Source organism: Planktothrix paucivesiculata PCC 9631 (assembly GCF_900009265.2).
GTDB lineage: Bacteria > Cyanobacteriota > Cyanobacteriia > Cyanobacteriales > Microcoleaceae > Planktothrix > Planktothrix paucivesiculata.
This window is the reverse complement of record NZ_LR735018.1, coordinates 141162-164672: the sequence shown is the minus strand read 5'-3', so window position 1 is coordinate 164672 and position 23511 is coordinate 141162. Positions and strand designations below refer to the sequence as shown.

General features: G+C 40.1%; 18 protein-coding genes. 11 read left to right on the top strand and 7 right to left on the bottom strand.

The annotated features are described in order from the left end of the window. Positions 1-13 precede the first annotated feature (13 nt). The 5 genes from PL9631_RS14935 to PL9631_RS14915 all read left to right on the top strand — a co-directional run bounded on the left by PL9631_RS14935 (position 14) and on the right by PL9631_RS14915 (position 6992). Positions 14-4246, top strand: coding sequence for a PAS domain S-box protein (locus tag PL9631_RS14935; RefSeq protein ID WP_083621511.1), 4233 nt, complete (start codon positions 14-16; stop codon positions 4244-4246). Between the two features lie 11 nt (positions 4247-4257). Beyond that, complete coding sequence (locus PL9631_RS14930) at positions 4258-5235, top strand: GGDEF domain-containing response regulator (RefSeq protein ID WP_083621510.1); 978 nt, start codon at positions 4258-4260, stop codon at positions 5233-5235. A 331-nt stretch (positions 5236-5566) separates the two neighbouring features. Further along, a complete protein-coding gene (gene map / locus PL9631_RS14925; protein ID WP_083621508.1) occupies positions 5567-6403 on the top strand; it encodes a type I methionyl aminopeptidase in 837 nt (278 codons plus the stop codon). Between the two features lie 24 nt (positions 6404-6427). After that, positions 6428-6574, top strand: coding sequence for a hypothetical protein (locus tag PL9631_RS14920; RefSeq protein WP_156090583.1), 147 nt, complete (start codon positions 6428-6430; stop codon positions 6572-6574). Next, entirely contained in the window at positions 6552-6992 is a 441-nt protein-coding gene (locus PL9631_RS14915) for a GNAT family N-acetyltransferase (RefSeq protein WP_083621507.1), read from the top strand. The genes PL9631_RS14920 and PL9631_RS14915 overlap by 23 nt, the downstream gene beginning before the upstream one ends. 76 nt (positions 6993-7068) lie before the next feature. Here PL9631_RS14915 and minE read toward each other — a convergent pair whose 3' ends face one another. From minE to PL9631_RS14885, 6 genes are all read right to left on the bottom strand, one after another. Then, positions 7069-7524 (bottom strand): cell division topological specificity factor MinE, encoded by a 456-nt coding sequence (gene minE / locus PL9631_RS26185; protein WP_083621505.1) that lies wholly within the window; start codon positions 7522-7524, stop codon positions 7069-7071. A 56-nt stretch (positions 7525-7580) separates the two neighbouring features. Further along, positions 7581-8387 (bottom strand): septum site-determining protein MinD, encoded by an 807-nt coding sequence (gene minD, locus PL9631_RS14905; RefSeq protein WP_083621503.1) that lies wholly within the window; start codon positions 8385-8387, stop codon positions 7581-7583. A gap of 188 nt (positions 8388-8575) precedes the next feature. Then, positions 8576-9409: a septum site-determining protein MinC gene (minC, locus tag PL9631_RS14900; RefSeq protein ID WP_083621502.1), complete on the bottom strand. Its 834-nt coding sequence runs from the start codon at positions 9407-9409 to the stop codon at positions 8576-8578. Positions 9410-9560: 151 nt separating this feature from the next. Then, positions 9561-10973 carry a GTP-binding protein gene (locus tag PL9631_RS14895; protein ID WP_083621500.1) on the bottom strand — a complete coding sequence of 471 codons (1413 nt, stop codon included), beginning with the start codon at positions 10971-10973 and terminating at the stop codon, positions 9561-9563. 127 nt (positions 10974-11100) lie between these two features. Beyond that, positions 11101-11724 carry a Uma2 family endonuclease gene (locus PL9631_RS14890; RefSeq protein WP_083621498.1) on the bottom strand — a complete coding sequence of 208 codons (624 nt, stop codon included), beginning with the start codon at positions 11722-11724 and terminating at the stop codon, positions 11101-11103. Between the two features lie 142 nt (positions 11725-11866). Then, complete coding sequence (locus PL9631_RS14885) at positions 11867-13159, bottom strand: hypothetical protein (RefSeq protein WP_083621496.1); 1293 nt, start codon at positions 13157-13159, stop codon at positions 11867-11869. 476 nt (positions 13160-13635) lie between these two features. Here PL9631_RS14885 and PL9631_RS14880 point away from each other — a divergent pair, with 476 nt between their 5' ends. The 5 genes from PL9631_RS14880 (at position 13636) to PL9631_RS14860 (ending at position 21336) form a co-directional block, all read left to right on the top strand. Next, the gene (locus PL9631_RS14880) at positions 13636-15021 is read left to right on the top strand and encodes a UDP-N-acetylmuramoyl-tripeptide--D-alanyl-D-alanine ligase (protein WP_083621494.1); all 1386 of its coding nucleotides are present in this window, start codon (positions 13636-13638) and stop codon (positions 15019-15021) included. A 125-nt stretch (positions 15022-15146) separates the two neighbouring features. Next, the gene (gene atpD / locus PL9631_RS14875) at positions 15147-16595 is read left to right on the top strand and encodes a F0F1 ATP synthase subunit beta (RefSeq protein WP_083621493.1); all 1449 of its coding nucleotides are present in this window, start codon (positions 15147-15149) and stop codon (positions 16593-16595) included. Between the two features lie 105 nt (positions 16596-16700). Next, positions 16701-17114, top strand: coding sequence for an ATP synthase F1 subunit epsilon (gene atpC / locus PL9631_RS14870; RefSeq protein ID WP_083621491.1), 414 nt, complete (start codon positions 16701-16703; stop codon positions 17112-17114). Between the two features lie 173 nt (positions 17115-17287). Next, the gene (locus tag PL9631_RS14865) at positions 17288-20422 is read left to right on the top strand and encodes a DEAD/DEAH box helicase (protein WP_083622105.1); all 3135 of its coding nucleotides are present in this window, start codon (positions 17288-17290) and stop codon (positions 20420-20422) included. An 89-nt stretch (positions 20423-20511) separates the two neighbouring features. After that, entirely contained in the window at positions 20512-21336 is an 825-nt protein-coding gene (locus PL9631_RS14860; protein ID WP_083621489.1) for an SWIM zinc finger family protein, read from the top strand. Positions 21337-21345: 9 nt separating this feature from the next. Here the strand turns inward: PL9631_RS14860 and PL9631_RS14855 are convergent, their stop codons facing one another. Then, positions 21346-22008 (bottom strand): HAD hydrolase-like protein, encoded by a 663-nt coding sequence (locus tag PL9631_RS14855; RefSeq protein ID WP_083621487.1) that lies wholly within the window; start codon positions 22006-22008, stop codon positions 21346-21348. A gap of 615 nt (positions 22009-22623) precedes the next feature. On the opposite strand from PL9631_RS14855, the gene PL9631_RS14850 reads away from it, so the two are divergent. Then, positions 22624-23403: an exosortase-dependent surface protein XDP2 gene (locus PL9631_RS14850; protein ID WP_083621486.1), complete on the top strand. Its 780-nt coding sequence runs from the start codon at positions 22624-22626 to the stop codon at positions 23401-23403. Positions 23404-23511 lie beyond the last annotated feature (108 nt).

The window sequence follows — 23511 nt, the reverse complement described above, 5'->3', positions numbered from 1 at the left end:
TCCCATCAAACCCATGAAAATCCTCAGCCAAACACCGTGGAAACACCTATTACCTTTGATCTTAGGTGTACTGGCTTCGGTGGCAATTTTTTTGCTGTGGCAACGTCTAGAAGTTAATGAAAAACTTCAGCTACAACGGTTAATTCAAAAAGAGGCTGAGGGCATTGAGTTACAACTAAGTAAAGAACTAACCACTCGCATATTAACATTGAAACAAATGGCCTCTCGTTGGCAGGTTAGTGGGGGTACACCCAAACAGTTTTGGGAAGCCGATGCTCAGGCTTATATTAATCATTTTTCGGGTTATGAAGGGATAGAATGGGTTGACCCTAACTTTATCGTTCGTTGGGTCGTACCTAACAATAATAATACCACGCTTAACCTGGATCTCAAGCAAGAACACCGTCGCCAAATCACTTTAAAAATTGCTAGAGATCTGAATCAAATTATTTTAACTCGCCGGATTAATTTTATTCACGGAGGTGAAGGCTTTCTTGCCACCGTCCCTTTATTTGTAAATAATCGTTTCGATGGATTTATTCTCGGCGTGTTTGAATTTCAAACCCTATTTGAGAGTATTTTGAGAGTGTCACCTGCCTACAAATTAGCCATTTATGATGGCACACAATTAATTTATTCTCAAGCAGAACTTCCTGCCGCCACTGGACTCGAAGCAACTGTGATGGTGAAAGCCTATGGTGCTGATTGGCGAGTGGTTGTTTTCCCAACTTCTGGCTTAATTCAAGAGGCTAAAAGCGCCTCACCTATGGTTATTTTAACCGGAGGATTATTTTTGGTTTGGTTATCGGTATTAGTAATTTATTTGGTACAAATCAGTCAGTTTCAAATCGATCAATTGCAAAAAACCAATCACCAATTGCAACGGGAAATATATCAACGCCAAGAAACGGAAATAGCCTTAAATCAACTAGCTGCTATTGTGGAATCTTCAGAAGATGCCATTATTAGCAAAAATTTAGAAGGGATAATTACAAGCTGGAACCAAGGAGCAGAAATGGTTTTTGGTTATACCGCCTTGGAAATGCTGGGAAAATCGATCCGAACACTGATTCCCCCACAGGATCAGGATGAGGAAAAAGAAATTTTACAAAGAATTTTCCAGGGGGAACATATTAAACACTACGACACAAAGCGACTTAGAAAAGATGGGACTATAATTGATGTTTCCCTGAGTCTTTCCCCGATTAAAGATAAAATGGGAACTGTGATTGGGGCTGCAAAGATTGCTCGGGATATCACTAAACAAAAACAAGGTGAAGCCGCACTACAGAAAAGTGAATCTAGTTATCGAGAACTGATCAATAATTTAAGTATAGGGTTTATAATTCATGGGGTGGATACCCGAATTTTAGTCTGTAATTCCATCGCCTGTGAATTATTAGGTCTATCGATGGATCAAATGATGGGAAAAACCGCGATTGATCCTGCATGGCATTTTCTTCGGGAAGATGGAACCCCCATGACCCTTGAGGAATATCCGGTCTATCGAGTCCTATCAACTCAAAAGCCTTTTAAAGATTATATTTTAGGAATTAATAGAGTTAACCTTTCTCGGGTTTGGGTTTTAGTCAATGCTTTTTGTGAATTTGATTCTAACCATCAACTCAAACAAGTGGTAATTATGTTTGTTAATATTACCCCACTCAAGGAAGCTGAGAATAAAATTCAACAAACTCGTAATTTTTTACAAGCCCTCCTAAATCATTTACCCGTTGCGGTTTTTGTGAAAAATATGCAGCCGGAAAGATTTGGAGCATTTCAGTTTTGGAATAAAACCAGCGAACAATTATTTGGAATTTCCGCAGAAGACGCTATTGGTAAAACCGTCTATGACTTATTCCCCAGGGAACAGGCAGAATTTTTTGATCAAAAAGATAGAACAGTGTTAGAAACAGGAAATAAAGAGGATATTCCCGAGGAAGTGGTAAGTAGTCTGAGTTTAGGTAAACGTTGGCTACATACTATTAAAATCCCGATTTATGATGAACAGCATCAGCCCCAATATTTACTCTGTTTTTCAGAAGATATTACCGATAAAAAACAAGTCGAAGCCGAGCGCCAAGAACTGAGTGCTGTAATGGAAAATGCCGTATCCGGTATTTCAAAAATTGATGTTCAAGGTCGTTATATTTATGCCAATAAAAACTACGCTCAAATCACGGGTTATCAACCGGAAGAAATGATTGGAATGTCCTGGGAAAAAACCGTACATCCCGATGAATTAGAAAAATTAATTGCTATCTATTGGCAGATGGTAAAAGAGGGTAGGGTTGAAGTAGAAACCATTGGTGTTCGTAAAGATGGTTCGATTTTTTATAAACAATTAGTCATGATTTCGACCTACGACGAACAGCATCAACTATTGGGGCATTATTGCTTCATGAAGGATATTAGTGAAAAGGCAAAACTCGAAGCTGAACGCAGAAAAGCCGAATTACAATTAGAGAAAGAACTGCTGCGAACCAAAACGCTTTTCAATACTTCAATGGACGGTATTGTTGTCATGAATCATCAAGGCAATGTGCTACAAGCCAGTCCTGGTTTTGCTCAGATGCTCGGTTATACCTTAGAAGAAACTTTGAGTTTGAATCTGGTAGATTGGGATGCCCAATGGACAAAAGAAGAATTGCAAGCGATCATGAGTAGTGATAGCTTGATGCCACTTTTTGAAACTCAACATCGACGCAAAGATGGTTCTAAATATGATGTGGAAATTAGTTACAGTCGGGTGATTTTAGACGGAGAGATTTTGCATTTTTGTATTTGTCGAGATATTAGCGATCGCAAACAAAAAGAAATCGCCCTCACACGGGCAGTGGAAGCCGCAGAACAGGCTAATTTAGCTAAAAGTATTTTTCTTGCCAATATGAGTCATGAACTCCGCACTCCTTTAAATGTGATTTTAGGATTTGCCCAGGTTATGGCCCATGATCCGGCCCTGACGGCCAATTTGCAAGAAGACCTACAAACGATTCGACGCAGTGGCGATCACCTTTTAAGTTTAATTAATGATGTTTTGGATCTCTCTAAAATTGAATCGGGACACTGTACCTTAGAAGAAACTGACTTTGACTTAATTAACTTGCTACATTCCCTGCGAAATATGTTAGCAGAAAGAGCTAGTTCTAAAGGGCTTGAACTTAGTTTTAATATTAATCCAGATGTTCCCCAATGGATTAAAACCGATGCTCAAAAACTGCGTCAAGTTTTAATTAATCTGCTGGGAAATGCCATTAAATTCACCCATCAAGGAGGAATAACCTTAGAAGTTCGACATCTGCTGGGAGAAACTGAACTTCCCCATCAATCTATGATTGAGTTTGCGGTGATTGATACGGGGGTGGGGATCGCTCCAGAGGAACTCGACTACATCTTTGATGCCTTTATCCAGGCCAAAGCCGGAAAGCAAATGGTTAGCGGTACGGGGTTGGGATTGACCATTAGCCGAAAACTCCTGCAACTGATGGGGGGAGACATTTCCGTTAGGAGTACAATAGGAGAGGGGACTACCTTCAGCTTCAGGCTGAGAGTCACCCTCAGCGATGATCTTCAGGTCATCCCAGAACAGGGCGATCGCCTGATCCTGGGGTTAGCCCCGGGTCATGCTCATCATCGAATTTTAGTAGTTGATGATCGAGAGGAAAATCGCCTATTGTTGGTCAGGTTATTAACCCAGTTAGGATTAGAGGTCAAAGAAGCCAGTAACGGACTCGAAGCGGTACAGCTATGGCGGGAATGGCAACCTGATTTGACTTGGATGGACATTCGGATGCCTGTTTTAGATGGGTACGAAGCCACTAAACAAATTCGGGCCGTAGAAAAAGGTAAAAGTAGTATTATTATCGCTCTCACCGCCCAGGCCTCTCAAAGTGATCGGACTCTAGCCCTAGCCGCGGGTTGTAACGACTACATGAGCAAGCCCTTCCTAGAGCAAGTATTGTTTGAGAAAATGGCGCAATATTTGGGTTTGGAATACCTCTATGGGGAACCTGTAGCCCATGAAACCACCCCAACCGTTTCTAAAACCCTAACTTCGGCAGACTTGAAAATCATGTCCCCGAACTGGATAAATCAAGTCCATGAGGCAGCACTTGATCTCAATGATCATCAGATTTTTCAACTAATTGCTGAAATTCCACCAGAGCATAAATTTCTGATCGAGACGATGACTTCTCTTGTTGATAATTTTCAGCTTGAGGCGATCGCTATTCTGACTAACATTTAGGGGGAAGACAGATGAAAACTTCATTCAATCCTACGGCTAAAACGAATATTTTGATCGTGGATGATACGCCAGACAATTTGCGATTGTTAACTAAAATCTTAGAGTCCCAGGGTTATATTGTCCGTAAATCTCTCAATGGTAGAATGGCATTGCAAGGGGTACAACGTGATCCACCCCATCTGATTCTACTGGATATTAATATGCCCGATATGAACGGTTATGAAATTTGTCAGAAGCTAAAAGAGTCAGAAACAACAGTCCAGATTCCGGTTATTTTTATTAGTGCCTTGGAAAGAATAGAAGATAAATTACGGGCTTTTGATTTGGGTGGGGTAGATTATATTACTAAACCGTTTCAAGAACAGGAAGTTTTAGTCCGGGTAAAAAATCAATTATTAATTCAACAACAACACCAACAATTAATTCAACAAAATCAATGGTTAGAGCAGGAAATTCAGGAACGGTTGAAAGCTGAAGCCGAAGTTAGACAGTTATCCTTAACCGATGAATTAACTGGACTCTATAACCGACGGGGCTTTTTTTTACTCGCTCAACAACAATTAAAAACTGCACAACGGACTCAAACTAACTGCTCTCTTATATTTGCTGATTTAGATGGTTTGAAAAAAATTAATGATACCCTCGGCCATGAATTAGGAGACAGAACACTTGTTGATGCGGCTAACATTCTTAAACAAACTTTTCGAGATGCTGATATTTTAGCTCGATTTGGAGGAGATGAATTTACTATATTTATTTTAGGTGAAGAAACCTATCCTAATCATTTTCAAGATCGATTACAAAGTAATATTGATTTTTTTAATCAAAACTCTAATCGAGCCTATAAACTTTCGATTAGTATGGGTATACAACTCTGCGATATTTATGAAAATTGTTCCCTAGAAGAATTGATTGCTAAAGCCGATCAACGAATGTATGAACATAAAAAAACTAAATATGGCAAAAATAGCTATAACAATGCTGTTTGAGTTGTGTTGAAAATTCTTGAGAAAAAGGGAATAGGGAATAGGGAACAGGGAATAGGGAATAGGGAATAGGGAATAGGGAATAGGTAATGGGTAATGGGTAATGGGTAATGGGTAATGGGTAATGGGTAATGGGTAATGGGTAATGGGTAATGGGTAATACTTCTGACTGTTTGATATCAGTATTGAAATGTTACCCCTATTTAGGATTGCTATATTGACGATTATCCATTGCCTGATCTTTAATTTTAACTTGACTTTTGAGCTAAAATTTGATATTTTAAAATCATTTAGGTTAAGGTATTTCCTCTGAACACACTCAACTCTAAACCCGATGAATATTATTGCTGATTTTCTATCTAAACCTGCTCCAACTAATCCCCCTCAAGTTAAAAAAAGTGGTCGAGGAATCTATATTAAATCTCCTCAAGAAATAGAAACTATGCGACAAGCCGCAAAAATTGTGGCTACAGTATTAAAAGAAATTTCAGAACGGGTTGAACCCGGGATGACCACTGCGGATTTAGATGCCTATGCAGAAAAACGGATTCGGGAAATGGGAGCAACCCCAAGTTTTAAGGGATATCATGGATTTCCGGCTTCTATTTGTGCTTCTATTAATAATGAAGTCGTTCATGGTATTCCTAACCGTCGAAAGGTGATTCGTACCGGGGATGTTTTAAAAGTTGATACCGGGGCTTATTATCAAGAATTTCATGGAGATTCTTGTATTACTATTGGAGTGGGTGAAGTTTCTCCAGAGGCAAAAAATTTAATTACAGTGGCAGAAGAAGCATTATATAAAGGCATTGAACAGGTCAAAGCAGGAGCTTATTTACTAGATATTGCGGGAGCGGTTCAAGACTATACAGAAGCCCATGGTTATAAAATTGTAGAAGAATTCACAGGTCATGGAGTAGGGCGAAATCTCCACGAAGAACCCTCGGTTTTTAATGCTCGTACCCATTCTTTACCTAATGTTAAATTGAAAGCGGGAATGACCTTAGCCATTGAACCAATTCTAAATGCAGGTTCTCGATTTACTAAAATTTTATCCGACCGATGGACAGCCGTAACCATTGATAATTCCCTCTCTGCTCAATTTGAACATACGGTTTTAGTCACCGAAACAGGCTATGAAATTTTAACCGATCGCTCTAATATCAGTTAACATTTATCAGTGTAGAGACGCGCCATGGCACGTCTCTACCAGTTACCCATTACCCATTACCCATTACCCATTACCTATTACCCATTACCCATTACCCATTACCCATTACCCATTACCCATTACCCATTACCTATTACCTATTTCCCCAATGATTCGGATTCAAACGGTTAAATATTCAGAATATTTTATAGAAATTAAAGCGATTCGATATCAAGTTTTTGAACTTGAACAAGGAGTTGATCCTGAATTAGAATTTGATGGGGAAGATGAATTAGCCCAACATTTATTAGCCTATTTAGATGATTACCCGATTGGAACCCTGCGTATCCGTTATTTAGACCCAGAAAAAGCTAAAATTGAACGGTTAGCTGTTCTGACGACCGCTAGGGGAATGGGAATTGGTCAACAATTAATGGAATGTGCCTTAGAAGCGATCGCTCAAACTTCGATTAAAATAGTAATGGTTAATGCTCAAGTTTATATTAAAAATCTCTATTTAAAATTAGGATTTGAAGTAATAGGCGAACCTTTTCCAGAAGCCGGAATTGCCCATATTAAAATGATTAAATATTTGGGAAATAGGGAATAGGAACAGTCGTAAATTAACCAAACTCAAACGAGGGTTTGAAGACCAAACCCCTACTATAGAAGATTCTCACGAATTTCTATGGGTTCTCTGGGCTTTTCTCCGGTTGGGTGGGGGGAGATTTTAACTCGGATTTAACTGGAGTGGGTTGTTTCGGGGTTGGGGTTGGGGTTGGGGTTGGAGTTGGGGTTGGGGTTTCCTCAGTTTTCTCGTCTTTAGGAGATTCGGTTTCCACCTCTGGGGGAGAAGATTCAGCCATCACTAATCCCCTTTGTTTAACCCGACGAATCAATAAATTAGCCACTAATGCGGTAGCTCGGTTATCACTTTCTAAGTTAAATTCCGAATCATCGGTATCTATTTCTACATAACGAGATACCACTTCCATGATTTCTTTTCGCATGGCTTCGACCATTTCCGCCGATAGATCAGCCCGGTCGTGGGCTAATACCAACTTCAGACGACGTTTAGCCTCCTCTCGACTGGTTGGATTATTTCGAGGAAAAAGTCTTTCTATGAGTTCATTAATTTTCATTGGGGTTTACAGGATGAATACAGAAGCAGTCAGATCAACAATTTAAAAATATATTTTTAGCCAACTTTAGAGGTAAGTAAACGACGCAGTTTGGCAAAAAAACCTTCTGGACGGGGGTTAAGGTCAAGGAACGCCACTTTTTCGCCTTCAATTCGACGCACCACATTCGTGAACGCCTGAGCCGCTTGGGATGGGGTTTCTGATAACACCAAAGGTTCCCCTTTATTCGTGGAAACAATCACATTTTCATCATCGGGAACCACCCCAATTAAAGGAATCGCTAAAATTTCTTCCACATCCTGTACCGACATCATATCGTTAGCTTCCACCATCAAGGGCTTAATTCGATTAATTAATAACCGAATTTTTTTAACCGAATTTGCCTCTAATAAACCAATCACCCGATCCGCATCTCTAACGGCTGAAATCTCGGGAGTGGTGACAATAATTGCTTCTTTAGCCGGGGCGATCGCATTTTGAAACCCCTGTTCAATTCCCGCCGGACAATCAATAATAATATAGTCATATTTGCCTTCCAACATCGCCACTAATTGCTTCATTTGATCGGGCGTAACGGCTTCTTTCATTCGGTTTTGAGCCGCGGGTAAGAGCACTAAACGGGATTCTCGTTTATCTTTAACTAAAGCTTGTTCCAGGCGACATTCCCCCGATAAAACCTCCATTGCCGTGTAAACAATCCGATTTTCTAAACCCAGGAGTAAGTCTAAATTTCTCAAGCCAAAATCCGCATCAATTACCACAACACTGTGGCCCCGTTTTGCCAAACTCATACCCACATTAGCGGTACAAGTAGTTTTTCCCACCCCTCCTTTTCCAGAGGTAATCACAATAACACGACTCATATTTTAAAAATTTGTATTCAGCAATAATCGATCCGGTGTTCAGAATAACCTATTTTATTGACACTTGGCGCGTCTTTACCATTGAGTTATGGCGACTGCGGTTGGCAGTTCAAACATAAACTCATGCTCAAACCCATAGGCTAAAATCTTTTCTTACCCCTTACCCCTTACCCATTACCCATTACCTATTACCCATTACCCTCAAGGGTCAATACTCTAGCCTTGGCCACTTCCTTCGCCGGACTAATCCGAATCCCGGTGCTATTGACATAGGCCACTTCTGGGTAAAACTGTTCGGGGGAGGTTTCTGGGCCGCGCGCCACTTGATCCGCAATCCGAATTAACTTAGGTTCCATTTGCAAAGCCATAATTAAACTATTCCGGTTGCCTTTTGCCCCGGCGTGGGCGTTTCCCCGCAAACGTCCCCAAATAATAATATCTCCATCGGCAATCAGCGAACTCCCCGGGTTCACATCCCCGACAATCACAATCGTCCCTGGATGACGAATATCCACCCCAGAACGCACGGTCATTTTCAGATATAAGGGCTCTGCTAAGGGGTCTGTAGCTGTCTCTGGCACGGGTTGAGCCAAGGTTTCTCGTTCTATATCCTGATCAACGCTATAACCTGCCATGGCGGCTGCTACTGCGGTTTGGCGACGACTGGTTTTAACCCGTTTGAGTTGGAGTTGGACTTCCGTTAGCGCCTCCGCAATATCTTGGAGTTGACGCCCATCTAATAAACGATTTTCCGCGATCAGATGAACTTCAGTATAATCTTGTTCCGCGTGTTCACCGCCGTTTAGTCGGTGTTTCAACTGTTGCCAGAGTTCTGTCCAGGTATGATTTAGGTTGGCATTAGTCTCGGTATCTTCACGGTTGTTTTCGGGAGGTAAAAATAACAATAACCGTCCGGTTTCAGTTTTAAACCTAACTTGTAAATTCGGATCAATTTCGGGTGAAATTACAGGAGATTCAGATTCAATTGTGATCGGTTCAGAAGTCGGGGTATCTAAAGACATATTTAGAAGGTAATGGGTTTTTGGTTTTAGGTAATTACGAATTACGAATTACGAATTACGAAGGGGTAATACTTCGACTTCGCTCAGTAACAGGGTAATGGGTAACTGATAGAGGTTATTTTAAGCGATCGCAGACACTTATGGCACTGAATTAAATTTCTCTAACTCTTTTCTGCATATTAATTTTTTTCCATAATTCCTGTTTAATTCGGTTGAGAATTGAAGCCTCATCTAAGGTTTCTAAAATATGTTGAACTACGGCTTTCGGCCCCTCGTCTCCCCAGGATGCACCATTAGCTAAATAGGCTTTTGTTACCTGTCCAATAGCATAACCAGAAACCCCGGCGATCGCAGCTTGGGGAATAGCCACAGATAGATAGGGAATTAATGATAATCCTCCCGTGGCTGGGGCGGTTAATCCTAATATACTTTTTAACGAACTTAAACCAAAATTTGCCACTAATTCACTAGCAGTAATTCCTCCCATACTTAAAGCAATTTTTTGTAATAATTCCACCGCCCCCTGTTGAGTCATGGAAATTCCATAGAGTTTAGATAGGGTTAAGATTAAAGCTACATCGATCATTGCTCCGCTTAATAAATCAATCATCATCATTGGGTTTAAGGCGATCGCAATTGATTTAGTCATTACCCCATTCCAAATCACTCGGTTAGCACTTTCTTCGCGAATTTCCATTTTTCTGTGGACTAATTTCTCGTTAATATCTCCGGCATATAACATGGTATTTAAAGCAACTAAGGATTTCCCTTCCCGATCCAAAATTTCTAAAATTTTTAACTTTAATTCCTGAATTTGAGGCTCTCCCCTAGTAATTTCAGCAGTTAAAGTTCCATCAGGACGCCGAATAGCTTTAGCGACCAAAGGAGAAGCCGCCGCCATCACAATTTCATCAGGAGATAATAATTCTTTGACTCTTTCATCCCTAATTTTTTCATAAATTGCCTGTCGATCCGCTTCGGGATATTGATCAATTTTATTAAAGACTAATAACATCGGTTTTCCTGCTTCTCGCAAGTAGGAAAGGGCATCATATTCAACTTGGGTAATATCTCCAGAAATAACAAATAATAATAAATCCACCTGTTGCGCCACCTGACGGGCAATTTGTTCCCGGGTTTCCCCATCTACTTCATCAATTCCTGGGGTATCAATCAGTTCAATTTGAGAAATTTTATAGGAAACCGTAGGAATATTAGAGACAGAATTTCCCGTCATTTCCCACTGCTGAATTTGAGTGGTTTGGGTGATGCCATGAATTGGGCCAGTGATAAATACTTCTTGACCTAATAAAGCATTTAAAACCGAAGATTTTCCCCTTCCAACCATTCCAAATGCCGCAATTTGTACACAGGTGCGGTCTAATTTCTCCATCATTCTTTGCAACCCCCCAATATCGGGTTCTAAACCTTCCCTTTCTGTGGGAGTTAAGTCAAGATGGTCTACAATCTCCCGTAGGGCGTCTTGGGCGTGCCGCAAATTTAATTCCGCTTGTAGGTCGGTGAAACTTAGTAGGGTTGTATTAAGTTCGTCATCTAAAGTCATAAAAACCTCGTTTAATTACGAATTACGAATTACGAATGGGTAATGGGAGTGAATAAAAATCAATTCTAAACAAAGCCTAAATTGGTTTTATGGGTTGAGAATACATCCCAATTTTGTTTTAACCCTTCTACAAATTGAAAATCTGGTGTGCGGATAAGTTAAACTGGGGAAAGGTCGGGGAAATAAGGGTCGTATTCTCTGTAAATGGATTCATTTGATATTCCCCATCCTCTAAATTACAAACAAATAATGTAGGTTGTTTGGGGCTACCAATAAACTTTCTCGGGCCCAATGCTGCGTAATCCAGAATCCAATATTCTTCAATTCCCATTTCTTCATAATCTCGAAATTTATTATAATAATCATCACGCCAATTCGTTGAAACCACTTCGACAATTAATTTCACTGAATCAGAATTTTCGATAATTGATTCGCTTTCCCATCGGGGTTCAGACCCTAAAACTTCTTGATTTAAAACAATAATATCGGGTTCATAACCAGATTGTCCATGTTTGGGTTTGATAATCGATTCTCTAGGAATAGTCAAAATGCCACCTTTGCCCATTTGCCTAATTATAATTAATAATTGTTCGATCAGGGAACCTGTTAGATTTGAATGTTTTCCCCGGGGTTTGGGCATTTCAAAAATTACTCCTTCATGCAGTTCATAACGAACTTGTGAGTTTTCGGGATACCAGTTGATAAATTCATCAAAGCTGTATATTTTGGGTTCGGTTTGGGCTGGAGTCATCGGTTTTTTAGGAAAGTATCTGTTCTTATTGTGCTCAAAAAGTCGGTTATTAGGTCAATAAAAACTTTTTGCTATCAGAAGATTTTACCTCTGCTGATGAAACTTTCCCCCATTCCTAGGGTTGATTGTAATTTTTTCAAGTTTATCTGATGAAAGACAAATCAACCCCGCCAAAGTTGGTACTCAAAGCAATATTTAAGTTTTCTAAGACTTTTACTAACCAGAGAACTCCATCTTGAGAACAGGACTCGTAATGATTAAATAAAATGGCAAATCGTTTTTCTAGGTAGGGTTTGATTTTGCGACAAATTAAAACTATTTTGAGTAATAAACCTACAGTCATAGTTGGCCCCACATTAGCAATTAAGTCAATAAACACAAAATGATTGGGTTTTTGGGGACTTTCAACCACTAGAAAGTTTAATATCTGGTTACAAGTTCTCAGAAGGAGAAATTCACTAAAATTTTCCTCATCACTATGGGGAATTATATTCTGTAATTGCTTGTATAATTTATCATTAAATTGATTACGAATATAGGATGAATCAATTGATGTTGGGCTGATATATTCATACAAACTTTCTTTAAAATCTCGGAAAGATTGATTGGGTTTAGTTTGGGATAGAAAACTTTGAGCTAAATCTTTATAGGTTTGTGACCCCTCTATTTTACCCACAAATTGTTTCAAGGCGGCAAATAGTTCTCGATTATTTAAAAAGGTGGGATTGGGAACCGGAGAAACAATTTTTCTAGCTTCTTCTAGGGATGTGCGTCGGGCAATGGTAGCGAGTCGCATTTGATGGGCTGCATACTGGGATAAATCCAGTTCATATTTCCGTTGTTTTTGAACTTGAATTAGTTGAATCATCTGTTGATGTTCATAGGAACTATCATCACTGAGTAAACAATGTTTATAAAGGTAGGGATAGCGAGGAATTAAAATTCTTAATGGTTCGGAAGATTGGGCTTTATAATCTAATTCAGCCGGCTGGTTAATCACTTCTGCAAATCGTTTTAAGGCGAGATACTGCTCGCTTTTGGTAAATTCATAAACTAAATCTCCCAATTGACGAATATTTCGAGCATAGGAATAAACTTTGCGAATTTTAGGAATAGATTCATCAAAAAGTTGAATTAATTTATTAATTGCTGTTTTCCGTTGGGGAGAAGTATGCCAGCGATTCACTAAAATATAACAACAGCGATTCAGGATATGATTAAAGTCCTGAACCTCTAATTTTGATACCACTAATTTATTTAAGGCTTTAGAAACCTCTAAATCTGGATATCCCGCTCCCTCAATTAATAATAAATTCAGCCGTTCTATTAGTTGATACGGCTCATCTATTTCTACCCGTTGGAGCAAATGATCATAGAGAATTTGTTCTTCTTTGAGGGTGGCGCGATTAAAAGGATTGGCTAGATTGTTGTTCATTTTGGATTACCCATCTACTCAATTTGAGTGTGATTGTCTGGTTAAGTTTTCTGATTACAATAAATCTATGATTTTGACCCTGATTAAATTTTAAAATCAACAATAAAATAGCAGTGTAGAGACAGGAATATTTGGTAGGATTACAGATGATATAACTTAGATTAAAAACTACGCAAAAAAAGTTTTTTAAAAGAAGTTGAACCCTTGACATTCTGGGCAGATATCTGCTGCAATGTCTCGGTTATCCTGACCTGAGATCGAACACTAACACCGCCATTCAGTTGAACAGATTTTATAAAAGAACTATTAGGGGGAATAGTTGCAACTAATAATATATTTTCTGTGCTTGTTATGCCATTTTCAACAACTAGGGCTGAAATTGCAATCAATCTCAATAAAAATCGCTACAAAACCCGAGATATTTTAGAATATCATAACTGGGTAATCAACAACAATCAATTTTTAAGAGCTAGAGAATGTCTAATCTCCTCACTCTCGGTCAGGTTGCTAAAATTCTAGCGATTAACTCGCCATTTTACTGTGATTTCAACGATCTGGCAACCGTGATCGGGATCACAACTGATACCCGCAGTATTCAACCCGGAGAGGTTTTTTTAGCTTTACAGGGGGAACACTTTGATGGGCATGACTTCGTGGAACAGGCAATTAACCAGGGGGCTATTGCTGCAATTGTGAACACGGATTTTGGCCAAACTCACCCGGATTTACCCCTTTTACCCGTTCCTAACCCTTTAAAAGCCTATCAACAGATTGCCCGATGGTGGCGGGATCAATTTCAGATTCCGATTATCGGGGTCACAGGTTCGGTGGGGAAAACCACAACTAAAGAATTAATTGCCGCCGTACTCGGAACTCAAGGCAAAGTTTTAAAAACCCAAGCTAACTATAACAATGAAATTGGGGTTCCTAAAACCCTATTACAACTCACGGGCGATCATGATTTTGCTGTAATAGAAATGGCGATGCGCGGAGCCGGACAAATTGCCGAATTAACCCAAATTGCTCGACCCACAATTGGGGTAATTACTAATGTGGGGACGGCTCATATTGGACTCTTGGGGTCAGAAGATGCGATCGCCCAGGCTAAATGTGAACTATTAGCAGAAATGCCGAAAACCAGTTTGGCGGTGTTAAATCAGGATCAAGAACGTTTGATCAAGACCGCGGCTAAAGTTTGGTCGGGAAATACCATCACCTATGGGTTAGCAGGAGGAGATCTGCAAGGAGAACTGATTGACGCTCAAACTCTAAGAGTCGAGGGAGTCGATTTACCCCTACCCTTACCCGGGGAGCATAACGCCTCTAATTTCCTAGCTGCCTTGGCCGTATTTAGGGGAATTTTCGGGACACAAACCTCCTATACATTCCTTCAGCAACCCATAGCCGTACAGTTACCCGATGGTCGGGCGAAACGCTATGAATGGCTAGAAGATATTGTTGTTTTAGATGAAACCTATAACGCCGGGCTCGAATCGATGTTGGCGGCTTTGCGGTTACTGGCTCAAACCCCTGGAAAACGCCATATTGCCGTATTAGGGACGATGAAAGAGTTGGGAGAGCGATCGCTCGAATTCCATGAACAAGTGGGGCGGACGGTACGAGAACTGAATTTGGACGGATTATTGATTTTGGCAGACTTTGAAGAAGCCAATGCCTTAGCAAAAGGGGCTGGCGGTGTTCCCTTAATATCAATAGTTGATGCACAAACCTCCGATGCTCATGCTCAAATGGCCAAACAATTAAAAGCCTTAATCGAGCCCGGGGATCGCATTTTATTCAAAGCCTCCCATTCGGTGCAACTAAATCGGGTTGTAGAATTATTGGGATCGGATTTTCAATAGAATCAAAGGGTAGTCATGATCAGTGATCACGCTTGAGTGATACCCTGAAAGATGGCAATATTAAATTCTTCTAAAGCTTTCCGAGACAAATCGGAATCAACTTGTATTAACCCATAAGCAAACCCATGGTCAGCACCGCAGAAAAAACAAATGTAGGCCACGTCACTCAAATCATTGGCCCGGTTGTAGATATCAAATTTCCCAGTGGTCACCTGCCGGAAATCTACAATGCAGTCAAAATCAGTGGCAAAAACGAAGTTGGTCAAGATATTTCTATTGTTTGCGAAGTCCAACAACTTCTAGGCGATGGTCAAATCCGTTCCGTATCCATGAGTACCACCGATGGTTTAGTTCGGGGGATGGAAGTTGTTGATACGGGCGCTCCGATTCGTGTTCCCGTTGGCCCAGCCACCCTAGGACGGATTTTTAACGTCATCGGTGAAACCGTTGATAATTTAGGCCCGGTGCAAACCGAAGAAACATCTTCCATTCACCGTCCCGCCCCAGCATTTACTCAGTTAGAAACAAAACCCTCCGTGTTTGAAACGGGGATTAAAGTGGTAGACCTGTTAGCCCCCTATCGTCGGGGCGGTAAAATTGGTCTGTTCGGTGGAGCCGGAGTCGGCAAAACCGTTATTATTATGGAACTGATTAACAACATCGCTAAGGCGCACGGGGGAGTTTCCGTGTTCGGCGGTGTGGGCGAACGTACCCGGGAAGGGAACGATCTTTACAATGAAATGATCGAGTCTGGGGTTATCAACACCAAAGACTTGACCCAATCGAAAGTGGCTCTGGTTTATGGCCAGATGAACGAACCCCCCGGAGCTAGAATGCGGGTGGGTCTGTCGGCTCTCACCATGGCTGAATATTTCCGCGATATCAGCAAACAAGACGTACTGCTGTTTATTGATAATATTTTCCGGTTCGTGCAAGCGGGTTCTGAAGTATCGGCTCTACTCGGTCGGATGCCCTCTGCGGTGGGATATCAGCCCACCCTAGGGACAGAAATGGGTGAACTGCAAGAGCGGATCACTTCTACTAAAGAAGGCTCTATTACTTCAATTCAAGCGGTGTATGTGCCTGCGGATGACTTAACTGACCCCGCACCAGCCACCACCTTTGCTCACTTAGACGCTACTACCGTATTATCCCGGGGTTTAGCTTCTAAAGGTATCTATCCTGCGGTTGATCCCCTGGATTCCACCTCGACGATGTTACAACCCGCGATTGTGGGCAGCGAACACTATAACACCGCCCGGGCCGTACAATCCACCCTGCAACGGTATAAAGAACTCCAAGACATCATCGCCATTTTAGGCTTAGATGAACTGTCTGAAGAAGATCGGATGACCGTGGCCCGCGCTCGGAAGATTGAGAAGTTCCTATCTCAGCCTTTCTTTGTGGCGGAAGTGTTTACCGGTTCTCCCGGTCAGTATGTCACCCTGGAAAAAACCATCAAAGGCTTCAATATGATTATGGCTGGGGAACTCGATGACCTGCCAGAACAAGCTTTCTACATGGTGGGCGACATTGACCAAGTGATTGCTAAAGCCGAAAAACTCAAAGGCTAAGGTTCCCAGACTGTTGTTGGGCTAGGATTGGGAGGGCTAAAGCCCAACAACGGCCCAACAACCATTATTTTTTGATCTCGATAATATTTTATTAACTCTTGACAAATGACATTAACTGTGCGTGTAATCGCCCCAGATCGTACGGTCTGGGATGAACAAGCTGAAGAAGTGATTCTACCAAGTATCACGGGCCAACTGGGTATTCTGACGGGTCACGCTCCCCTGTTAACCGCCTTAGATACAGGAGTAATGCGGGTTCGGCTGAAAAATAAATGGACTCCCATTGCTGTAATGGGTGGATTTGCGGAAGTGGAAGCCAATGAAGTCATCATCTTGGTCAATGGTGCAGAGCGGGGTGACAGCATTAATTTAGAAGCAGCCCGTACCACCTACGCCCAAGCTAAAGCTGATTTAGAAGCGGCTGAAACCGGTGATTCTAAAAAAGCCAAAATCAAAGCGACCAAAGCGATTAAAAGAGCCAGAGCGTGGTTACAAGCGGCTGGCGGTGTGGTGGAATAACCCAAAACAAGACAAAAGACAAGAAGACCAGGGAACAATAGCAGAAATTATTCAGGTTTAATGATTAGTTTCTAATGCTTTGACTTGTGTTTCTTGTCTTTTATATTTATATTTATATTTTCCTTGTTAATATTAGAAAACCCCAGACTTTTTCCCATCATAATTTTATTCCTATGGCAATTTTACATGGAAGTTGGTGCGTCACGCCGGATCAGTCTTTTTTTCTCTGGGGAGAAACCTGGCGACGGATCACACCCGCGCTAAGTTCAGAAACAATTCTTTCCTATCCTTTTGCTTTAAACGATACAGAACTATTAACTCAACCCTTATTAAAAAATATAGGGTTATCGGAGGATTTTCCTAAGCTATCCTCACAGATTATAGCGTTACCTACAGATATTTCTGAATCTGGAGAACTGACTCCAATTTATTCTACTCTAACTAATATTTCTAACTCCTATCTTTATCCTTGGGAAATTACAGGAATTTGTCTTAGTCCTCAACAGGCATTTCAATTTTTACAATCTTTACCCCTGAATACCGTGATCACACCGGAGTCTAACTTAGGGGCAGATTTGCGGTTTTGGTCGCATATTACCCGTTGGAGTTTAGATTTATTAGCCCGATCTAAATTTTTACCCGGATTTATTCAGGGATCTAATCAAACCATTAAATCCCAATGGCAACCCCTGCTTGATAGTGCCGTTGATCAAACTCGATTATTGCGTTTTGCTCAACAAATGCCAACGGTTTGCCGCCTGAATCAAGGATTAATAGAAAATCATTACTTATCGGTGGATTTTCCCCAATCTGCCCAGGATATTATTATTGACTTTTTAGCCGTGACAATTGATCAACAAGTTAGAAATATAGCTCAATCAGTTGATCAAAAAGTGGTTGTATCATTTCCCCTCTGGCAAACTTGGTTACAAAGTTTAAGTGGCCAAGAAAATATAATTAAGGCGGAATCAGCCGATATAGAATCCCTAGAAACTATTGTCAAAAATTGGACTTCTCCCCTACAATCTTCCCTATCTGAATTTAATTTATTTTCCACCGCCTTTCGTTTACATCCCCCCACAGAATATCATCCCAATTGGCAATTAGAATATTGTTTACAAGCGATTGATGAACCCGAATTTATTGTTAATACTAATATTATTTGGAATCATCCCGTAGAGTCATTTTCCTATCGAGGAAGAACCATAAAACATCCCCAGGAAACCCTCTTAAAAGGCTTAGGACTGGCTTCAAAACTCTATCCGGTACTCGAAACCAGTTTACAACAAACTCGTCCCCAAGGCTGTAGTTTAAATCCCTTACAAGCCTATGAATTTCTTAAAAGCTATGCTTGGCGTTTTACAGATAGTGGTTTAGGGGTAATTTTACCTCCCAGTTTAGCCAATCGAGAGGGGTGGGCGAGTCGATTAGGATTAAGTATAAAAGCAGAAACTCCCCAATTAAAAACTAATGAACGTTTAGGATTAAAAAGTTTATTAAACTTTAAATGGCAGTTATCAATTGGGGGTCAAACCATGACCAAAGCAGAATTTGATCGTTTAGTTGCTAAGGAAAGCCCCTTAGTTGAAATTAATGGGGAATGGGTTGAGTTACGAGAATCGGATATTAGATCGGCAAAACTATTTTTTAGTCAACGAAAAGATGAAATGACCCTTTCCTTAGAAGATGCCTTACGGTTATCCATGGGGGATACGCAAATGATTGAAAAATTACCCGTTGTTAACTTTGAAGCGGGAGGAAAATTACAGGAATTATTAAATACTTTAACTAATAATCGTAACTTAGAACCCATTGCAAATCCTAATAATTTTCAAGGAGAGTTACGGCCCTATCAAGCTAGAGGTGCAGGTTGGTTATCTTTCTTGGAACAATGGGGTTTGGGAGCGTGTTTAGCTGATGATATGGGCTTGGGAAAAACCATAGAATTTATTGCTTTTTTATTGCATTTAAAAGAAAACAATAATTTAGAAAATCCGGTTTTGTTAGTGTGTCCAACTTCAGTTTTAGGGAATTGGGAACGGGAAGTTAAAAAGTTTAGTCCCACCCTAAAATTTATCGTTCATCACGGAGATAAACGCGCCAAAGGTAAAAATTTTGCTAAGGCTATTCAAGATCAAAATTTAGTGATTACCAGTTATCCTTTAACCTTTCGAGATGAGAAAGAATTGCAAGGAGTAACTTGGCAAGGTTTGGTATTAGATGAAGCTCAAAATATTAAAAACCCCGATGCCAAACAATCCAAAACCCTGAGAAATATTAACGCTTCTTTTAAAATCGCCTTAACCGGAACGCCAGTGGAAAATCGGTTATCAGAATTGTGGTCAATTATGGATTTTTTGAATCCTGGTTATTTAGGACAACGGCTATTTTTTCAGCGACGGTTTGCAATTCCGATTGAAAAATATGGGGATACGGACTCTTTAAAGATTTTGCGATCGCTGGTACAACCTTTTATTTTACGTCGTCTCAAAACCGATAAAGATATTATTCAAGATTTACCCGAAAAACAGGAAAATATAGTATTTTGTCTATTGACAACCGAACAAGCAACCCTCTATCAAAAAATTGTTGATGACTCCTTAGAAAAAATTGATGATGCGGACGGAATTCAACGGCGGGGAATGATTTTAGCTTTATTAGTGAAACTTAAACAGGTTTGTAATCATCCAGTTTTAATCGAAGCTAAAGTTAAAAATAGTAAAAAATCCGAATTAATTAAAACTCAATATTCTGGTAAATTACAACGTTTAACAGAAATGTTAGATGAGGTTTTAGCAGAAGGAGATCGGGCTTTAATTTTTACTCAATTTGCCGAATGGGGGAAAGTATTACAACCCTATTTAGAACAGTATTTCAACCGAGAAATATTATTTTTATATGGGAGTACCTCTAAAAATAAACGAGAAGAAATGATTGATCGGTTTCAAAATGATCCCCAGGCTCCCCCGATTATGATATTATCCCTAAAAGCCGGAGGTGTGGGTTTAAATTTAACCCGGGCTAATCACGTTTTTCACTTCGACCGATGGTGGAACCCCGCCGTCGAAAATCAAGCCACGGATCGAGTATTTAGAATTGGTCAAACCCGCAATGTACAGGTGCATAAATTTGTCTGTACGGGAACTTTAGAAGAAAAAATTCATGATTTAATTGAAAGTAAAAAAGCCTTAGCGGAACAAGTGGTTAGTGCGGGAGAAGATTGGTTAACCAATTTAGATACCGATCAACTCAGAACTCTATTAATATTAGATAGAAACTCAATTATTGACGAAGAAACGCCCCCCTAACACCGTTGTTGCGCTTCAGCGCATCTTAATTATTAACTTAATTCCATCAATTATCTACGCTAAAGCACAACAAATAAAAGGAGGATAAAATGAGTCAGGAATGGTGGTCACAACAATGGTTAGATTTATTAGATAAATATCGGTTCAAAAAACGCTTGGAACGGGCCAGAAACTATGCTAGAGAAGGGAATGTTTTAAAAATTGAATTTAAAGATCAAAAAGTTTTGGCTCAGGTTCAGGGGACTCAAATCGAACCTTACACCATTTCCCTATGGCTAGATATATTTAGTGATGAAGAATGGAATTATATTATCGCAACCCTATCGCAACGGGCTATTTTTAGTGCTAAATTATTAGCGGGAGAAATGCCCCAAGATATTGAGGATGTTTTTGCTGCTAATGGGTTAAGATTATTTCCTTTTTCCTTGGATAATGTTCATTCTGAATGTAGTTGTCCAGATCAAGCTAATCCCTGTAAACATATTGCTGCGGTCTATTATCTGTTAGGCGATCGCTTTAGTGAAGATCCTTTTGTTTTATTTCAACTCCGGGGAAAAAGTGCCGAACAAATTATTACTGCGTTACGACAACTGCGAGGTCAAAGTGATGATAAAACCAATGTTTATACCTCAGAAGAAATTACGGTAAAATCCAATCCTCATGCTCTGAAACTCGATCAATTTTGGAATTACACTCAACAGCTAGATTCTGCTTTAGTTGTGATTACACCGCCGCCCAGTAGTGAAACGGTACTCGATGTTTTAGGGGAAATTCCCTTAGCATCAGTAGGGATTAAATCTACAAATCGTTCTGCCCTATCTGATACTGAGAATGTGATAAAATTTTTAAAAACAGTCTACAAAAATGTCAGTCAACAAGCCGTTTTAGTCGCGCTTAATCGGGAAGAAAATTAATTAAAGAATTCACAAAGTATTATAGTCTATATTCCGTACCCAAATATTCTCAATAGCAGTCATCAGTTCAGAAGGATGAACAATTAAAATATCTGGTTTCTGTTGTGCTAAAATCTGGGCTGAATTATATCCCCAACTTACCGCAATACTTAGAACATGAGATTGTTGGGCTGCATTGATATCTCTGGTTTCATCCCCGACATAAATCGCTTGCTGGGGTTTTATTTTTTCTTTAACCAATAATTGGTTAATAATTTTATGCTTTCCAAATAGACTAATTCCTGAATAGATCCCTTTAAAACAATTCACTAAATCATAACGGGATAAAATTGTAATTACATTCATTTTAGAGTTAGAAGTAACAATATAAAGACTGTAATTTTGCTGGTGTAATTGTCGCAAAGTCTCAGGAATTGTGGGGAATAAATTAATCTGTTGTAAATCATGATTTAATTCATAAATGACTCGCCGGATTAAAAAAGGGAGTTTGAATACAGAAATCCCTGATTCCTGAATAATCTGCCAAGAACTTAAATTTTGAATTTGACTCAGGGTTTCCGGGCTAGTCGGAGCATAGCCAAACTCATCAGATAAGCGATTAGAAATTCTTACCACCGCGTTTAAGGTATCGGCCAAAGTCCCGTCAAAGTCGAAAATAATGGTTTTATTCATGGGAGAGAATGGGGAATGGGGAAAAATAAACCTCCGTATTTTCAAGGAGATACCCCCAGGACTTGGATCTCAGGAAAAGTGACCTAAAACATAAAAAATAGTCAATTGTCGTGAGCAACATCCAATTTAGCCCAAGATGATGTGCAAATTTGAGCAGGATTTATTCTGCACAACCTTTATATAATCATGCTTTTAGCCAATCATCCTGATTGTAGATCAGACTTACGGTTTCTGGGTGATATATTGTGGCGTGTTTTTCAAAAATCCGTGATCTTACGGAGATTCAAACTCGATAAAAATAACAATATTATTTTTTAACTAAACCCAGATTTTCTATAATTCCTATGGTATATCTAGGGTCGTTCTTCCCTATATATGGGGAATTTAGTCAATTCTTTAAATAAAGATACAACTCTATAAAGGTTCTGTAAAACTTTCAGGATTTTTTATAAATCGGGGTGACAAACCCATAAAGTTTGCTATTGTAGTTATTAACAGCTTGTATGTAATCGCTCTGGTTACTGAGACGTCCCACTCTAAGGAGACACTCAAGAAAACAGAGTTATAAGTTCAGGGTCACAGTAACCAGCAGGATATTCACACACAGGAGTCCAAATGAAAACCAAACTTTTTACAACCTTAATCTCAACCCTAGCTTTGACAGGGATTTGCGCCACATCAGCCCAAGCCTTTACCTTCAAAACTAACTATACAGCCGATGCCAACAAGGCCAAAGGTGACATTTACCTGAATTCCGTCGAGTTTGGTGGCCAAGTTCATACGGATTTGGCTCTAGTGAATAAAGTCAATATTCTCCAAAACGATGTCTGGAAAGGTGGAGATACTGGGGCAGCCAGTGCGGATAAAGCTGACCTGGGAACCGTGGGTCTGGTTGAAGAAAACTTAAGTAGTGCGGGTGCAGTCCAAGCCCAAGGAAACCGTTACCTCAGCAGTATTATTGATACTGAGGAATATGGCAAATTCAGCATGGATCTCTTCTTTGACCAACCGGTGAATAATATCCTGGCTTGGGAACGGATGAATTCTGACACCAGCTTGATGGATATTATCGCCCTAGATGCAGATGGGGGAACCATTGGTAACTTGCTAACTTTAGGTAAAGGAGCCTTTGGATGGACACAGGCTGGATACAGCTTGGATACCACAGAAATTGGTGGAGCTCAAAAAGTTGGGTCTGTGGGTGTCAGTTTAGCTGACTTAGGAATTGGTGGTAAGTCCATTGCTGGACTGCGGGTTTCTAGTAAAGGTGCAGGTTATTTTGGCCCCGACTGGAAAATTATGGGAACCCAAGCCGCGGTTCCTGAACCCGCGACTGTCTTAGGATTAGGTTTAGTTGGTGCAGCTTTGGCCATGTCTCGTCGCAAAAAAGCTTAATACAGCATAAAGGCATATCCCTTGAATCAGTTGATATCACATCTCCGTAAATTAAAGGCCGCCCCAGGAAAAAATCAGGATGGGGCGGTTTGATTTTATAGATAATAA

Coding starts and splice junctions, on each gene's coding strand:
- PL9631_RS14935 (WP_083621511.1), top strand. CDS start 14: ATGAAAATCCTCAGCCAAACACCGTGGAAACACCTATTACCTTTGATC.
- PL9631_RS14930 (WP_083621510.1), top strand. CDS start 4,258: ATGAAAACTTCATTCAATCCTACGGCTAAAACGAATATTTTGATCGTG.
- map (WP_083621508.1), top strand. CDS start 5,567: ATGAATATTATTGCTGATTTTCTATCTAAACCTGCTCCAACTAATCCC.
- PL9631_RS14920 (WP_156090583.1), top strand. CDS start 6,428: ATGGCACGTCTCTACCAGTTACCCATTACCCATTACCCATTACCCATT.
- PL9631_RS14915 (WP_083621507.1), top strand. CDS start 6,552: ATGATTCGGATTCAAACGGTTAAATATTCAGAATATTTTATAGAAATT.
- minE (WP_083621505.1), bottom strand. CDS start 7,524: ATGAAAATTAATGAACTCATAGAAAGACTTTTTCCTCGAAATAATCCA.
- minD (WP_083621503.1), bottom strand. CDS start 8,387: ATGAGTCGTGTTATTGTGATTACCTCTGGAAAAGGAGGGGTGGGAAAA.
- minC (WP_083621502.1), bottom strand. CDS start 9,409: ATGTCTTTAGATACCCCGACTTCTGAACCGATCACAATTGAATCTGAA.
- PL9631_RS14895 (WP_083621500.1), bottom strand. CDS start 10,973: ATGACTTTAGATGACGAACTTAATACAACCCTACTAAGTTTCACCGAC.
- PL9631_RS14890 (WP_083621498.1), bottom strand. CDS start 11,724: ATGACTCCAGCCCAAACCGAACCCAAAATATACAGCTTTGATGAATTT.
- PL9631_RS14885 (WP_083621496.1), bottom strand. CDS start 13,159: ATGAACAACAATCTAGCCAATCCTTTTAATCGCGCCACCCTCAAAGAA.
- PL9631_RS14880 (WP_083621494.1), top strand. CDS start 13,636: ATGTCTAATCTCCTCACTCTCGGTCAGGTTGCTAAAATTCTAGCGATT.
- atpD (WP_083621493.1), top strand. CDS start 15,147: ATGGTCAGCACCGCAGAAAAAACAAATGTAGGCCACGTCACTCAAATC.
- atpC (WP_083621491.1), top strand. CDS start 16,701: ATGACATTAACTGTGCGTGTAATCGCCCCAGATCGTACGGTCTGGGAT.
- PL9631_RS14865 (WP_083622105.1), top strand. CDS start 17,288: ATGGCAATTTTACATGGAAGTTGGTGCGTCACGCCGGATCAGTCTTTT.
- PL9631_RS14860 (WP_083621489.1), top strand. CDS start 20,512: ATGAGTCAGGAATGGTGGTCACAACAATGGTTAGATTTATTAGATAAA.
- PL9631_RS14855 (WP_083621487.1), bottom strand. CDS start 22,008: ATGAATAAAACCATTATTTTCGACTTTGACGGGACTTTGGCCGATACC.
- PL9631_RS14850 (WP_083621486.1), top strand. CDS start 22,624: ATGAAAACCAAACTTTTTACAACCTTAATCTCAACCCTAGCTTTGACA.